Source organism: Flavipsychrobacter sp. (assembly GCA_041392855.1).
GTDB lineage: Bacteria > Bacteroidota > Bacteroidia > Chitinophagales > Chitinophagaceae > UBA5543.
On record JAWKLD010000001.1, the window covers coordinates 1,690,390 to 1,707,140 of the forward strand.

The 16,751-nt window shown below is 41.2% G+C and carries 9 protein-coding genes; 5 read left to right on the plus strand and 4 right to left on the minus strand.

Features of this window, described 5'->3' with window-relative positions:
• Window positions 1–272: 272 nt before the first annotated feature.
• The 5 genes from R2800_07850 to R2800_07870 all read left to right on the plus strand — a co-directional run bounded on the left by R2800_07850 (window position 273) and on the right by R2800_07870 (window position 12,663).
• A complete protein-coding gene (locus R2800_07850; GenBank protein ID MEZ5016951.1) occupies window positions 273–4,340 on the plus strand; it encodes a T9SS type A sorting domain-containing protein in 4,068 nt (1,355 codons plus the stop codon).
• A gap of 121 nt (window positions 4,341–4,461) precedes the next feature.
• Window positions 4,462–8,544, plus strand: a complete 4,083-nt coding sequence (locus R2800_07855; protein MEZ5016952.1) for a T9SS type A sorting domain-containing protein — start codon at window positions 4,462–4,464, stop codon at window positions 8,542–8,544.
• 105 nt (window positions 8,545–8,649) lie between these two features.
• Complete coding sequence (locus R2800_07860) at window positions 8,650–9,204, plus strand: DUF4294 domain-containing protein (protein MEZ5016953.1); 555 nt, start codon at window positions 8,650–8,652, stop codon at window positions 9,202–9,204.
• 108 nt (window positions 9,205–9,312) lie between these two features.
• Window positions 9,313–10,911 carry a LamG-like jellyroll fold domain-containing protein gene (locus tag R2800_07865; protein ID MEZ5016954.1) on the plus strand — a complete coding sequence of 533 codons (1,599 nt, stop codon included), beginning with the start codon at window positions 9,313–9,315 and terminating at the stop codon, window positions 10,909–10,911.
• Window positions 10,912–11,052: 141 nt separating this feature from the next.
• Window positions 11,053–12,663, plus strand: a complete 1,611-nt coding sequence (locus R2800_07870; protein MEZ5016955.1) for a LamG-like jellyroll fold domain-containing protein — start codon at window positions 11,053–11,055, stop codon at window positions 12,661–12,663.
• Window positions 12,664–12,738: 75 nt separating this feature from the next.
• Here R2800_07870 and R2800_07875 read toward each other — a convergent pair whose 3' ends face one another.
• From R2800_07875 to R2800_07890, 4 genes are all read right to left on the minus strand, one after another.
• Entirely contained in the window at window positions 12,739–13,560 is an 822-nt protein-coding gene (locus R2800_07875) for a hypothetical protein (protein ID MEZ5016956.1), read from the minus strand.
• A gap of 584 nt (window positions 13,561–14,144) precedes the next feature.
• Window positions 14,145–14,906 (minus strand): LytTR family DNA-binding domain-containing protein, encoded by a 762-nt coding sequence (locus R2800_07880; GenBank protein ID MEZ5016957.1) that lies wholly within the window; start codon window positions 14,904–14,906, stop codon window positions 14,145–14,147.
• Window positions 14,907–14,915: 9 nt separating this feature from the next.
• Window positions 14,916–16,022: a histidine kinase gene (locus R2800_07885; GenBank protein MEZ5016958.1), complete on the minus strand. Its 1,107-nt coding sequence runs from the start codon at window positions 16,020–16,022 to the stop codon at window positions 14,916–14,918.
• A gap of 6 nt (window positions 16,023–16,028) precedes the next feature.
• Window positions 16,029–16,745 (minus strand): ABC transporter ATP-binding protein, encoded by a 717-nt coding sequence (locus R2800_07890; GenBank protein ID MEZ5016959.1) that lies wholly within the window; start codon window positions 16,743–16,745, stop codon window positions 16,029–16,031.
• Window positions 16,746–16,751: the final 6 nt, after the last annotated feature.

The window sequence follows — 16,751 nt, forward strand, 5'->3', positions numbered from 1 at the left end:
TTTTACAAACTTCACTTTGTTCACCACATTACCTTTAGTAAGGTGTATAATGTACATGCCATTAGCAATAAAAAAACATAATCATTAAATATGCTTATTACAACTACAAACCGGGGACCATAAACAGCATATTAGATTTACTATTAACTAACAGTTAAACCACTCATTTAAATACCATTAAAACACATGCATCGCATGTGTTTTTTTTTGTCACAACACTTTCATATCAACATTATTGGTTATTTTTCAGATACTAAAAAACTACATAAGATATGAAGCGTCACTTTTACAATAGCATTGTATTTGCAATTCTATTTGTGCTATCTACACCCGCACTATCACTAGCTCGTGAAGAGAGCAAGACCAACAACAGTTCTTCTTCCATATACTTCTTAGAGAATAAAGGACGTATCACAGATCAGAATGGCAATAAACGTACTGATATTGACTATTCCATTGCTACGGGAGACGTAACCATCTATATTGGTGATGGCGCTATTCATTATCAATGGGCCAAACAGCTGACCCCTACATTCGATCAGCAAGAGACCAAGTCTCCTGAAAAAATGATGGAGGAGCAACAAGCTATGATGAATGCACCTACTGTGGTTCGTCGTATGGATGTACAACTAATAGGCGCTAACATCAATGCACCTGTGGTTACTACTGCTCCACAACCTTACTTCGAAAGTTATCTATTGCGTTCGGGAGAAGAGGTGACACTTCATACTTATCAAAAGATCACTTACCGTAATGTATATCCTAACATCGACTGGGTGCTTTATACCAATGGTACTACTTTGAAATATGATTTTGTAGTACACCAAGGTGGTAAAGCCAGTGACATCAAAATAAAATACAATGGCGCGGATAAAATAGCTATTGAAGATGGAGCACTTATTGCTTCTACTAACTTCGGCACTATAACAGAGGCAGCACCTTATACTTATAGTGCTACCACACAACAAGAGATAGGATCTAAATATATACTCAACGAAAATGAATTGAGCTTTAACATAGCACCACATACTGGTGAGATCGTTATAGACCCTACTTTGGAATGGGCTACCTATTATGGCGGCAACCAACAGGAATGGAGCCACGCCTCTGCTACAGACCTTGCCGGTAATGTCTATATGGGTGGATGGACCTATAGTACCAATAATATTGCTACTACAGGCGCTTTCCAAGATACGCTTACTCCTAACAGTGTTTCCAACTACTATAATGGTTTCTTAGTAAAGTTCAATGTGAACGGTGTAAGACAATGGGGTACTTACTATCCGGGGCACGTAGCTTCTATTACTTGCGATCAAAATGGCAATGTCTACTTCACAGGAGGTATCGATAGTGTCATTGGGTTTGCTACATCAGGAGCTCATCAAGATACTTTTGGCGGTAGAGGTGTTTACACCGGTGGTTATTATCACGGTGATGCGTTCGTCGCTAAATTTACAGGAAGCGGTCAAAGAACATGGGCTACCTTCTATGGTGGTAATCAACATGACAGAGGCACGAGTATAGCCTTAGATGTATTGGGTAATGTTTATATAGGCGGTAGTACCAATAGCCCTAACAATATTGCTACAACAGGTGCTTTCCGTTCAGTGCTTCCAGCTAACCCTTGGAGCACTTCTTATTGGTGGGGACATGCAGGCTTCATAGCTAAGTTCAGCAATGGTGGTGCCAGACAATGGGCTACTTATCACAATGGTATGATCAGTGATATTGATCTGGATGCTTTGGGTAATATATATGCCTGTGGTACTACCTGGTACGATACAGGTGTAGCTACTGTAGGTGCACACCAAACTACGCACTCTAATGGTGGCTCAAACGGATATGAGGGCTTCTTAGCTAAATTTAGTAATACAGGTGCCAGACAATGGGCTACCTACTATGGCGGTAATTCATACGACTGGGCACATACAGTAGACTGTGATGCTGCCAACAATGTGTATATCAGTGGGATGACTTTTAGTAGTAATAACATTGCGTCTAATGGTGCTTTCCAAACTTCTCACGCAGGAAGTTATGATGCCTTTTTAGTCAAATTCAACAGCTTTGGTAACAGACAATGGGGCACTTATTTTGGGGGTACTGGTCAAGAGTATGGTTCTTCTATGGTCATAACCCCTCAGGATAAAATATTCATCTCAGGATCTACACTAAGCACCAGCGGTATTGCCACTACTGATGGTTATAAAACTTCTAATAGTGGTAACTGGGATGACTATATCGCAGAGTTCACCACATGGGGTGCCAGAGCTTATGCTACTTTCTATGGAGGTCCTAGTCAGGAATACTCTTACGGAGGCGGCTGGGGAGGCGGCTGGGGTAACGGCGGCGGTGGCCTGTCCTACAACTACACAGGACGCTTGCACCTAGCCAGCAGCACGGCCAGCACTACTGGTATTGCCACCAGTGGCGCTCACCAAACATCTGCCAATAGCTCATACGATGCTTACATGGCTACCTTCGTTATCGATACAATAGCTTATTTCATACAACCTTTTGCTGATTCTGTTTTCTGTCCGGGTGATACCGTACGTATACCTTATGGAGTGAGCTACAACTTTAAAACAGGTAATACCTTCACCGTACAGCTATCAAGCCCTACAGGTAGCTTCGCTGCTCCTCTAAATATCGGTTCAAGAACAGATTCTTTAGCAGATACCATTACTTGTGTTATACCTACTACCGTTGCCGGGGGTACTGGATATCGTATGCGTATCGTATCTACCAACCCGGTGCGTACTTCGGTAGACAACCTTTTTGATATCAAGATCACGGCTCCACCTACGCTTTCAGCAAGCAATAACGGGCCGCTTTGCCCTGGTGATACACTACAACTTAGCACTACAGCGTCCAGCACTGCAGGGGTTACCTGGAGCTGGACAGGACCGAATGGTTATTCTGCCAGCACACAAAACGCAACCAGAAATCCTGCGGTACCGCACACCGGTGACTATATCGTAACCGCTACTACAGGTAACTGTAGCTCTACTGATACCACAACTGTGATTATCAACCCTACACCACCGAAGCCAACAGCTAGCAGCAACTCTATTGTTTGTCCTAATACAACGCTGAACTTAACTGCAGTACATAGTAACTCCAGCGCTACTTTCGATTGGACAGGGCCTGCTTCTTTTACTTCTACTACGCAGAACCCTTCTATCAGTAATGCTACTACAGCTATGGCGGGTACTTATTCCGTTACCGTTACGGTACTGGGTTGTAAATCACAACCTGCTACTACTAATGTCGTAGTGGCCATAACAACACCTACTCCACAGGCGAATAGTAATACCCCTATTTGTGCGGGACAACCTTTGAACTTGACTGCTTCTATTATACCTAATGCTACTTACGATTGGGGAGGACCTGCGCTGTTTAGCAGCACTGCTCAAAACCCCATCATTAATAATACACTACCGAACAAATCTGGTAAGTATTATGTAAAAGCTACAGTGAACGGATGTGTATCGCTGACAGATACCGTTGATGTTGTCATCAACCCCGCTCCTACCATTGGTATCTTCCCTACTCCAAGCGATTCTATTTGTGTAGGTGGTAGCGCTATATTTACTGCCATCACCAACAATGCAGGCGCTAACCCTACTTATACTTGGCAGAAGAATGGTACTACTATTGCAGGCGCTAACTCCCCTAGCTATACTACTTCCAATATTGCTACAGGAGATGTATTCACTTGCCTATTGGTGGGTGCCAGCAGCTGTGCGGGACATATCGTTACCAGTAACCCGATAACTATGGTCGTAAGACCTATAGTACAACCAACAGTATCTATTACCGCTAGTCCGGGTACTTTGTTAGAGCCTTATGAGTTGGTGACCTTTACCGCTACTACTACTTATGCAGGACCTTCGCCTACCTTCCAATGGTTCAGGAACGGACAACCTGTACAAGGAGCAACTAATGCTACTTGGGGTACTTATCAGTTAAGCAATGGCGATTCTATCAAAGTAAAACTCTTCAGCTCTGACCCTTGTACACAACCGAAGGAAGCCGAAAGTAATACCATCGGTATTGGTATCAAGGTGGGTATCGACAACATCAATGCTTTGGCCGGTGTAACACTGTTCCCGAACCCGAACAACGGTACATTTACTGTAAAAGGGAAAGTGACCACTCAAGATAATATCCGAATGAGTATCATCAATAGTGTGGGACAGGTGGTACACCAACAAAACTTAAACACCGTTAATGGTCAACTCAACCAACAGATCAATACCAACAACCTGGCTAGTGGTGTGTACTTATTACAACTACAAACCGGGGAACATAAACAGCATATTAGATTTACTATTAACTAACAGTTAAACCACTCATTTAAATACCATTAAAACACATGCATCGCATGTGTTTTTTTGTGTCACAACACTTTCATATCAACATTATTGGTTATTTTTCAGATACTAAAAAACTACATAAGATATGAAGCGTCACTTTTACAATAGCATTGTATTTGCAATTCTATTTGTGCTATCTACACCTGCACTATCACTAGCTCGTGAAGAGAGCAAGACCAACAACAGTTCTTCTTCCATATACTTCTTAGAGAACAAAGGACGTATCACAGATCAGAATGGTAATAAACGTACTGATATTGACTATTCCATTGCTACAGGAGATGTAACCATCTATATTGGTGATGGCGCTATTCATTATCAATGGGCCAAACAGCTGACCCCTACATTCGATCAGCAAGAGACCAAGTCTCCTGAAAAAATGATGGAGGAGCAACAAGCCATGATGAATGCACCAACTGTGGTTCGTCGTATGGATGTACAACTAATAGGCGCTAACATCAATGCACCTGTAGTTACTACAACTCCACAACCTTATTTCGAAAGTTATCTATTACGTTCGGGAGAAGAGGTGACACTTCATACTTACCAAAAGATCACTTACCGTAATGTATACCCTAACATCGACTGGGTGCTTTATACCAACGGTACAACTTTGAAATATGATTTTGTAGTACACCAAGGTGGTAAAGCCAGTGACATCAAAATAAAATACAATGGCGCGGATAAAATAGCTATTGAAGATGGAGCACTTATTGCTTCTACCAACTTCGGTACCATAACTGAAGCAGCACCTTATACTTATAGTGCTACCACACAACAAGAGATAGGATCTAAATATATACTCAACGAAAATGAATTGAGCTTTAACATAGCACCACATACTGGTGAGATCGTTATAGACCCCACTTTGGAATGGGCTACCTACTATGGCGGTGATAACCAAGAGTGGAGCCATGCCTCTGCTACCGACCTTGCCGGTAATGTGTATATGGGTGGATGGACATATAGTACCAATAATATTGCTACTACAGGCGCTTTCCAAGATACGCTTAATCCAAATACGACAACAACCACCTACTATTATAACGGGTTTCTAGTAAAGTTCAATGTGAACGGTGTAAGACAATGGGGTACTTACTATCCGGGGCACGTAGCCTCCATCACTTGCGATCAAAATGGCAATGTCTACTTCACAGGAGGTATCGATAGTATCATTGGTTTTGCTACTTCAGGAGCTCATCAAGATACTTTTGGCGGTAGAGGTATTTACACCGGTGGGTATTATCATGGTGATGCCTTCATCTCTAAATTCTCGCCTAACGGACAAAGAATATGGTCTACCTTCTATGGTGGTAATCAACATGACAGAGGTACTAGTATACAACTGGATGTATTGGGTAATGTCTATGTAGGCGGTAGTACCAATAGTCCTAACAATATTGCTACAACAGGTGCTTTCCGTTCGGTACTTCCTGCTAATCAATGGGGAACAACTTATTGGTGGGGGCATGCAGGCTTCTTACTTAAAATGAATAATAACGGTGCCAGACAATGGGCTACTTATTTCAACGGCATGATCAGTGATATAGACCTGGATGCTTTTGGTAATATATATGCCTGTGGTACTACCTGGTACGATACAGGTGTAGCGACGACAAGTGCTCACCAAACAACACACTCTAACAGTGGTACTAACGCTTATGAAGGCTTCTTAGCTAAATTTAGTAATACAGGTGCCAGACAATGGGCTACCTACTACGGCGGTACCGGATATGATTGGGCACATACGGTAGATTGTGATGCTTCTAACAATGTCTACATCAACGGTATGACTACCAGTAGTAACAACATTGCGTCTAATGGTGCTTTCCAGTCTTCTTTATCTGGTAGTTATGATGCCTTCTTAGCCAAGTTCAACAGCTTTGGTAACAGACAATGGGGCACTTATTTTGGGGGTACTTCTCAAGAGTATGGCGCCTCTATGGTCATAACCCCTCAAGATAAAATTTTCATCTCTGGTTCTACTTACAGCACCAGTGGTATTGCCACTACTGATGGTTATAAAACTTCTAATAGCGGTAACTATGACGACTACATTGCAGAGTTCACCACATGGGGTGCCAGAGCTTATGGTACTTACTATGGTGGTTCTGGTCAGGAATACTCCTATGGCGGCTGGGGAGGCGGCTGGGGCCAAGGCGGCGGCGGCCTGTCCTACAACTATACAGGTCGCTTGCACCTAGCTAGTAGCACATCTAGTACTTCAGGTATAGCTACCAGTGGCGCTCACCAAACAACCTATGGTAGTACTAGTTCTGCGTACGATGCCTACATGGCTACCTTCGTTATCGATACAATAGCTTATTTCATACAACCTTTTGCTGATTCTGTTTTCTGTCCGGGTGATACCGTACGTATACCTTATGGAGTGAGCTACAACTTTAAAACAGGTAATACCTTCACCGTACAGCTATCAAGCCCTACAGGTAGCTTCGCTGCTCCTCTAAATATCGGTTCAAGAACAGATTCTTTAGCAGATACCATTACTTGTGTTATACCTACTACCGTTGCCGGGGGTACTGGATATCGTATGCGTATCGTATCTACCAACCCGGTGCGTACTTCGGTAGACAACCTTTTTGATATCAAGATCACGGCTCCACCTACGCTTTCAGCAAGCAATAACGGGCCGCTTTGCCCTGGTGATACACTACAACTTAGCACTACAGCGTCCAGCACTGCAGGGGTTACCTGGAGCTGGACAGGACCGAATGGTTATTCTGCCAGCACACAAAACGCAACCAGAAATCCTGCGGTACCGGCACACTCCGGTGACTATATCGTAACCGCTACTACAGGTAACTGTAGCTCTACTGATACCACAACTGTGATTATCAACCCTACACCACCGAAGCCAACAGCTAGCAGCAACTCTATTGTTTGTCCTAATACAACGCTGAACTTAACTGCAGTACATAGTAACTCCAGCGCTACTTTCGATTGGACAGGGCCTGCTTCTTTTACTTCTACTACGCAGAACCCTTCTATCAGTAATGCTACTACAGCTATGGCGGGTACTTATTCCGTTACCGTTACGGTACTGGGTTGTAAATCACAACCTGCTACTACTAATGTCGTAGTGGCCATAACAACACCTACTCCACAGGCTAATAGTAATACGCCTATTTGTGCGGGACAACCTCTGAACTTGACTGCTTCTACCATACCTAATGCTACTTACGATTGGGGAGGACCTGCGCTGTTTAGCAGCACTGCTCAAAACCCCATCATTAATAATACACTACCGAACAAATCTGGTAAGTATTATGTAAAAGCTACAGTGAACGGATGTGTATCGCTGACAGATACCGTTGATGTTGTTATCAACCCCGCTCCTACCATTGGTATCTTCCCTACTCCAAGCGATTCTATTTGTGTAGGTGGTAGCGCTATATTTACTGCCATCACCAACAATGCAGGCGCTAACCCTACTTATACTTGGCAGAAGAATGGTACTACTATTGCAGGCGCTAACTCCCCTAGCTATACTACTTCCAATATTGCTACAGGAGATGTATTCACTTGCCTATTGGTGGGTGCCAGCAGCTGTGCGGGACATATCGTTACCAGTAACCCGATAACTATGGTCGTAAGACCTATCGTACAACCAACAGTATCTATTACCGCTAGTCCGGGTACTTTGTTAGAGCCTTATGAGTTGGTGACCTTCACCGCTACTACTACTTATGCAGGTGCTTCCCCTACCTTCCAATGGTTCAGGAACGGACAACCTGTACAAGGAGCTACTAATGCTACTTGGGGTACTTATCAATTAAGTAATGGAGATTCTATCAAAGTAAAACTCTTCAGCTCTGACCCTTGTACTCAACCGAAGGAAGCCGAAAGTAATACCATCGGTATTGGTATCAAGGTGGGTATTGACAACATCAATGCTTTGGCCGGTGTAACACTGTTCCCTAATCCGAACAACGGTACATTTACCATAAAAGGAAAAGTGACCACTCAAGATAATATCCGCATGAGCATCATCAATAGTGTAGGACAGGTGGTACACCAACAAAACATAAACACCGTTAGTGGTCAACTCAACCAACAGATCAATACCAATAACCTGGCTAGTGGTGTGTACTTATTACAACTACAAACCGGGGAACATAAACAGCATATTAGATTTACTATAAAATAAAATAACCATCAGATACGTTTAAAGGCACTCACTTGGTGAGTGCCTTTTTTGTTAAAAATCAGTAGTGTCATTATATTTTGGCACACAGCTTGCAATATTTACAATGTGAAGCAACTGATCATTGGCATATTATTCCTACTAATGGGTAGCTACCAAATGCATGCTCAAGATACGCTCTGGACATCGAGGCTAGACACGGTCCATATTATCTCTGCGCGTACATGGGCCAACGATACCGTGCGCTATAGATACAACCAAATGAAGTATTATGTTAAAACGATACTTCCCTACCTCAATGCTGCTACTACTACTTTTAAAGAGTTGGACGAAACCATAGCAGACAACAACATGAGCAAAAAAGAACGTAGAGTTTTTATAACATCTAAAGAAGAGGCTGTAAGACAACAGTTTGAAGAAGAGGTAAAAAAGCTCAATGAAACACAAGGTGTTTATTTGGTAAAACTGATCACCCGACAAACAGGGGCTAATATCTACCATATCCTCCGTGAATTTAAAAACCCTATGGTAGCTATAAAATGGCAAGCGTGGGCTAAGCTGCATGGTTTTAACCTGAACAAAAAATACGAACCACAAGAAGAACCTTGGCTGGAAGAAATAATGGAAGACCTTGGTTACCCGCTTCCACAGAGCTATCACTAGAAAAACACAATAGCCCGTTTATTAGATAAATAACACTTTCCATAGTTCATTCGGGCATTATAATGGATTTATTGTCAGGCATGTTTCTTTTAGCAATATATTTGCCGCATGAAGAAACTATACCTACTATTAGCCCTTATAACGGCTTCTCCTTTTTGTGCTAATGCACAGTCTAGCAATGGACTTATTGCTCATTGGGATTTTAATGGTAATACTAATGATGTAAGTGCCAATGCACACCCAAATACGGCATATAACATTACCTACTCATCTGGACAAACAGGCAAGCCAAACACAGCAGCTCTTTTCAACGGCATTAATAGTTATGTATATATACCATACCACAGCAGCTTTAATGTAACGCAGTTTTCTATCTGTACTAAAATAAAAGTTAATGGGTACTATACCGCAAAATATCAAGGCAACTTTATTCTAACACGAAGTGCATGGCCCCAAACAAATTCTTTTGGGTTGCAATTTAATGACAACCCCTATGACAATAATAATGCTAATGCGTATGATACTAGCAAGTATGTATTTCTAACCCTAACTGGCACAAAAAGCCCTGCTAACATTTCTGATTGGCAGCACACACCTACAATAGTGAGCAATAAGTGGATGAATGTAATAGCAACTTATAATGGCTCTACGGTTAAGATATACATGGATGGTCAATTAATTAATACGGTACAGCAAACAGGATCGGGCAGTTTTGTATCTTCAACATTACCAATGACCATTGGTAACTATCTACAGGGTATCACCTATGATCCATTTTGGTTAAATGCCACATTAGACGACTTGCAGTTTTACAATCGCGTATTAGCAGATAGCGAAGTAGTTGACTATAATAACGATGTATACATTAGTCAAAAAGTAGACACACTTTGTGTAGATAAGGCTTTCAATTTGAACTATACCACCATTGGCACTTACCCGTCGGGCAATATATTTACAGCGCAACTTTCTGACGCTACAGGTAGCTTTGCCAGCCCAACTATTATTGGCAATACCACAGCACAAACATCAGGAACGATTAGCTGTTTTATTCCTTCGGGGCTTACCTCCAATACTGGCTATAGAATAAGAATTATATCTTCTACACATAACGATATATCTGAAGATGCCCTTGTTGCTTATATACATTTGGGTAATGCTGCCACTGCCAGTATCACAGCCTCTCCTAATAGCAATGTAGGCCCTTATACTTCTGTATTATTTTCAAGCAACATAACTAATGCGGGTAACAACCCTGGTTACCAATGGCGCAAGAATGGTGTTAATATACAAGGGGCAACCAACAGTACTTATACTGCTGTTTCTGCTGTAGACTTCAATAGCAACGATAATATCAGTCTATTTGTTACAGGCAATATTGCTTGCACAGATCAGGATACTGCTACAAGTAATACGATCAGCACAAATGTAAACCTAAGCGTCAATAGTCTGAATGCCACTGACAACATAAAGATATCCCCTAACCCGTCAAACGGTTCATTCACATTAAAAGGAATGGTAAGTACCGAAGAACCTATACTATTGAGTATTATTAACAATATCGGGGAAATAGTACATCAACAAACTGTAAACGTTACTAATAACATATTGAATGAGCAGATCATTACGAACAATCTAGCAAGTGGCGTTTACTTATTACAGCTGCAAACTGGTGATAAAAAACAGCATGTAAGATTTACAATACAATAAAGAATCAGATACGTTTAAAGGCACTCATATATCGGGTGCCTTTCTTGTAATACAACACTATTCATAGCATTAAACAAAGGACATTTCAAACATTCAAGCAGATTTACCATTGAGCTTCTTTTTTTAAAATATATTTGTAACATGAAAAAACTATACCTACTATTAGCCCTTATAACGGCTTCTCCTTTTTGTGCCAATGCACAATCTAACAACGGCCTTCTTGCACATTGGGACTTTAGCCCCTTAGGCATTGTTAACCCTTCTGTTCCTGACGTTTCGGGTAATGGGTTTAATGGAACATTATATGATATTGCTTTTGTTGCCGGACAAACAGGCAAACCAAATACCGCAGCCCTGTTCAATGGTACGAGTAGCTATATTACAACAGCCTACCAAAGCAAATTGAACATTACACAATACAGCATCTGCACTCAGATAAAGGTCAATGGTTTTTATACTGGTATATGTCAAGCTAATATGATACTAAATCGTGGTGCATGGCCTACCATTGGTTCATTCGGATTACAATTTTACGATAATGCCTACGATAAGAATTGCAACACACACGACACGAACAAATATGTCTTTTCTGCTTTGGCCGGAAATGCAGGACCTGCAAACGAAGCTGACTGGATACATACACCTTCTGTACATACCAACAAATGGTATAACGTAATTGCAACTTTTGATGGCTCCGTTTTTAAAATTTACATTGACGGACAGCTTGCTAATACCGCAACAGTAAGCTCAGGTGCTATCGGCACTTCTACCATACCTATGACCATAGGTAGAAACTTGCAAAACGGTACAACCTTCCCTTATTGGTTCAACGGAGTGATGGATGACCTTAGAGTGTACGACCGCGTATTGACCAATGATGAAATTGAGGACTACTATGACGATGTATACATTAGTCAAAAAGTAGACACACTTTGTGTAGACAAAGCTTTCAATTTGAACTATACCACCATTGGTACTTACCCGTCGGGCAATATATTTACAGCACAACTTTCTGACGCTACAGGTAGCTTTGCCAGCCCAACTATTATTGGTAATACCACAGCACAAACATCAGGAATTATTAGCTGTTTTATTCCTTCGGGGCTTACCTCCAATACTGGCTATAGAATAAGAATTATATCTTCTACACATAATGATATATCTGAAGATGCCCTTATTGCTTATATACATTTGGGCAATGCTGCCACTGCCAGTATCACGGCCTCTCCTAATAGCAATGTAGGCCCTTATACTTCTGTATTATTTTCAAGCAACATAACTAATGCGGGTAACAACCCTGGTTACCAATGGCGCAAGAATGGTGTTAATATACAAGGGGCAACCAACAGTACTTATACTGCTGTTTCTGCTGTAGACTTCAACAGCAACGATAATATCAGTCTATTTGTTACAGGCAATATTGCTTGCACAGATCAGGATACTGCTACAAGTAATACGATCAGCACAAATGTAAACCTAAGCGTCAATAGCCTGAATGCCACTGACAACATAAAGATATCCCCTAACCCATCAAACGGAGTATTTACAATTTCGGGTAAAGTAGACGCAACAGAAACACTACAAATAGAAGTATTTAATACACTTGGACAGCAAGTATATCATAACTATATACAAACTGCCAACGGCATCTTAAACCAAACAATAGAACTACCCAACTTGCCTAGCGGGCCATACAAAATGCGCCTGAAAGCAGGGGTTGAAAGCAAACTACTTCCTATCCAAATCCAATAAAATAGGAGACTTGATATGAAACAGCAAAAGGCAGCCAATTGGCTGCCTTTTGTTATACTGTAAAACATTTACTGATTACTGAACTTGAACATTTATGTAATGCTCTTCAATACCGTTAACTACCAATAAGCCATAAGCACCTGGTGGGAATGTTGAGGTATTGATATTTTCTAATGGCTGTATATTGCTAGACTTCTCATACTTAACAATACCTGTATTAAGCTCTACCAATCTAAAGCTATTTACGTTAGGATGGTGGCCATTAAAGTTAATATTAAGGTTACCTGTATTAGTAGGGTTAGGACTTACAGAGATACAATCAGGATTGAAAGGTGGCTTGAAGTTTTCAGGAATAACTACAGGCAGTGAGATAACAATTGGAGTACAACCGCTTATCACACCCGGATCAGTAAGATCTACATCATAGCCCGAAAGCGCATACCTAAACTCTAATGCATCTATATACAGCTGGTCATTGTTTACCATCAATTGAGCATTCATGTAGTTCGAAGGCACTGTTGCCACATTGGAGTTATTAATATCGGTCAATTCATCTGCAAGTTCGCCCACTTGTAATGCGTGCAGGTCGGCTTCGAAACTAGGGCTGGCATAATACAATATTGGTGTTTTACCATTACCTGTTGCAATACCCCCTGCCGGAGGGCATGGACCCGAAGTAATAGGAGACACACTGTTGTAACCATAATCGCGTCTGAAAGGGTGATGGCAAGATATCCATTGCTCTGTGTGTGTTTCACAGATACCCGCACCTACAGGGATGACCACTGTAAATACCTGACCACCTGTGCAACGCCAAAAGGAAATACCGCCGTTAGGAATAGAAAATGCTGAAAAAGAAAGCAGAGTTAGGGCTAGCGCCCCTAGTAATCTTTTCATGGAAATATGATTTTTGTTGCCTACTCTAAAAAAGCTTTTCGGCTACCGCTTGTAATGGTTATTCATTATCAAACTAATATACAAAAATCACCTATATATTATATATGCCTTAAAAGAAAAAAGAGTATCGCCAATACGATACCCTTTTACATTATGATCAAGAAAAAGGAGAAGATGTGGTTTATCCTTTTAAAAATCGCCCCAATCGCACTACTGCCACATCTCCTTCTTTTTTGACATTATCATAAAAGCTTGGCTGCTTTATACAAATATAACGCAGGACGGTGCTTCGTATTATCTCCTTTAACAGGCTTTAACAGTCTTCTGAATGTTTTGTGACAAAGTGGTGAATCCACAGTAGAATAACAGACTACTAACAGGTTATACAGTAGTTCTGCACAGGTTATTCACCCGTATCGCGATATAGCTTGTTCGCATTTTATAAAGGAATATGCAATGCTACAATAGCATCTTCAAAATTTAAATTGGGGACGTTTTCTTCCATATACCAATCCGTTTTCTGTTCATCATCTCTAAAGTAAATACCCTCAGGAGCTACATACCATTTACTTTAATAGACAAATCTATCCTTCTATCCATTTACGGAAGCTGGCTGCCTTTTCTTTACTGATGATTATTTCTTCACAGTCGGGCAGTTTCATCTTCAGGTGTATCTTACCCATATCATCGCCATGCAGGCTTTCTATATAAGATAGCGCCACTATATGCTGTCTGTTGGCTCTAAAAAATTGTGTTGGGTCTAGCAGGCTCTCTACTTCGTCCAAAGAGCGATAGTCTGTTATATACTTTTTACCATCCTGATTGATTAGGTAGATCACTTCTTCCTTCACAAAACACAAGACCTCTTCTCTTGGTACCAACAATACATTGCGCCCATAGTGTACTGTAAAGCGTTCTTTATATTTTCTACCTCCTTGAAAATCTTTGAAAAGATCACCTATCTGTTGCAAGTAAGCGCTATTGCCAAATTTACTTTCCAACAAATGAAATTTATCAAAAGCAGCCTTCAATTCATTTTTATTAACAGGCTTCAATAAATAGTCTATACTATTCACTTTAAAAGCACGAATAGCATACTCATTATACGCTGTAGTGAATATGATGGGGCACTGTATATTATAATCGGCAAATACATCTATACTAATGCCATCTGCCAGCTGTATATCTGAGATTATCAAGTCGGGCTGTTGTACCTCCAAAGCCATCTTGGCCTCCTTCACGCTCGCTATAGGGCCACTGATAACCGCATTGGGCTCCAGTTGTTTTACCAGCTTCAATAGGCTTTCTGCCACCAATGGCTCATCTTCTAACACTAATATCTTCATACCCACAATTTACAACAATGGAATCTTTATTGTGTAGTCCGTTCTATTTTCTTCTATTACAATGTCCTCATCAGTCAGGTAGCTATACAGGTCTTTGAGTTGCAACAGTCCTGTACCGTTAGAGGTGGCTATTTGTTTTCTTAGTTGCTTATTGTTATGTACTATCAGATAGTCTCCCTCATCCCATATAGCCACCCTTAATGGCTCGCTAGCCTGAACGATGTTGTGTTTGATGGCATTATCTATCAACATTTGTAGGGTCACCATTACCACGCATCTGTCCTGTGCTTCATCCGATACGTTTTTGGTTATTTCAATACCATCTCCATAGCGTATTTGTAGCAGCTCTATATAGTGCTGTATAAACTCCAACTCTTCATACACATTCACCACTTCACTTTCTTTGTGCTGCAATACATAACGGTACACCTTGGCCATATGTTGTACAAAGTCTGATGCCAGCTCGGGATTAGTATGTATCAAACCATCGAGCGAGGTAAGAGTATTGAACAGATAATGCGGGTTGACCTGATTTTTCAACTGATGATACTGTACCTGAGCTTTCTCTTTTTCCAACTCCGCAGTTTGTATTTCCAAGCCAGCCTTCTCATCATTGGTCTTTTGCCAATGCTCAAAAAAGTGATAGGTATAAAAGGCAAAGTTGAACATGAAGACCACGATAAAGAATACGATGATCATCAACGCCATGAAAGGCTTGTTTCGTATCAGGTCGTGCTGCACCCCTTCAGGCATTAGTGTTTTCAAAAGTGTTGTTACAGTAAGGTCCAGCGTACCGATGACCATTATTGTAATAAGGTTCTGCAAAGCCATACGCTTTATAGGCCCTCGCTCAAACGGATACCATTCATTCAACTTGCTGTTGATATACCTTATCAAATACCAAAAAGCCGTTAAGCTCACAAACTGACCAAGCAACATAAGAACATGCCAACCCACGCCCCAAGAGGGCAAAAGGTAATACCTAAGTACAGCAGTGGTTATAGAAATAACCGTAATGAATATATATGGGAAATACCTAAGCTGAGAATTGCCTAAGCTCTTCTTATGCTTACCTATAATGATCGGTATTCTTCGTTTTAGTCTAAGTCCTGGCACTGCTGATTATTTTACTAAGTAGGGAGATGTTTCTTTGGGTGCTGCGATTTCTACTATCCTACCATCTTCCATTTCCATTATTCTATCCGAACCGTTAGAAAAATCGGGATCGTGTGTAACAGTGATGATCGTTTGGTTATTCTCTTTTGCCAACTGCCTAAAGATATCAAACACCATCATAGAGTTAGCTCGGTCAAGATTTCCTGTAGGCTCATCTCCCATAATAATGGCAGGATCGTTGATCAATGCACGTGCTATAGCCACACGCTGCTGCTGCCCTCCCGATAATTTGTTGGCATGTTTAAGTGCATACTCATCCATACCTACCGAGCGTAGTTTCTCTATCGCTCGGTGTTCTATTTCTTCCTCGCTATACTTACCTAGTTTTATGGCGGGCATCATCACATTGCGCAGCGCAGTGAACTCGGGCAGCAAAAAGTGAAACTGAAAGACAAAGCCCAAATGCTCATTACGAAATTTAGATAAAGCATTTTGTTTTTGCCCGGTAAGCTGCTCTCCTTTTATCGTCATCGTCCCCTCATATTCTGTATCCATTGTAGAGAGAATGTATAGTAATGTACTCTTACCACAACCACTCTTGCCTATTATAGAAAAGAATTCCCCTGCCTTTACTTCAAAGTCCAGCCCCTTCAGCACCTCAAACTCTGTAGGCTGGTAGAACTTTTTTCTGATTCCTTCTGCTTTTAAAACAATACTACTCATGTGTGC

Coding starts and splice junctions, on each gene's coding strand:
- R2800_07850 (MEZ5016951.1), top strand. CDS start 273: ATGAAGCGTCACTTTTACAATAGCATTGTATTTGCAATTCTATTTGTG.
- R2800_07855 (MEZ5016952.1), top strand. CDS start 4,462: ATGAAGCGTCACTTTTACAATAGCATTGTATTTGCAATTCTATTTGTG.
- R2800_07865 (MEZ5016954.1), top strand. CDS start 9,313: ATGAAGAAACTATACCTACTATTAGCCCTTATAACGGCTTCTCCTTTT.
- R2800_07870 (MEZ5016955.1), top strand. CDS start 11,053: ATGAAAAAACTATACCTACTATTAGCCCTTATAACGGCTTCTCCTTTT.
- R2800_07875 (MEZ5016956.1), bottom strand. CDS start 13,560: ATGAAAAGATTACTAGGGGCGCTAGCCCTAACTCTGCTTTCTTTTTCA.
- R2800_07880 (MEZ5016957.1), bottom strand. CDS start 14,906: ATGAAGATATTAGTGTTAGAAGATGAGCCATTGGTGGCAGAAAGCCTA.
- R2800_07890 (MEZ5016959.1), bottom strand. CDS start 16,745: ATGAGTAGTATTGTTTTAAAAGCAGAAGGAATCAGAAAAAAGTTCTAC.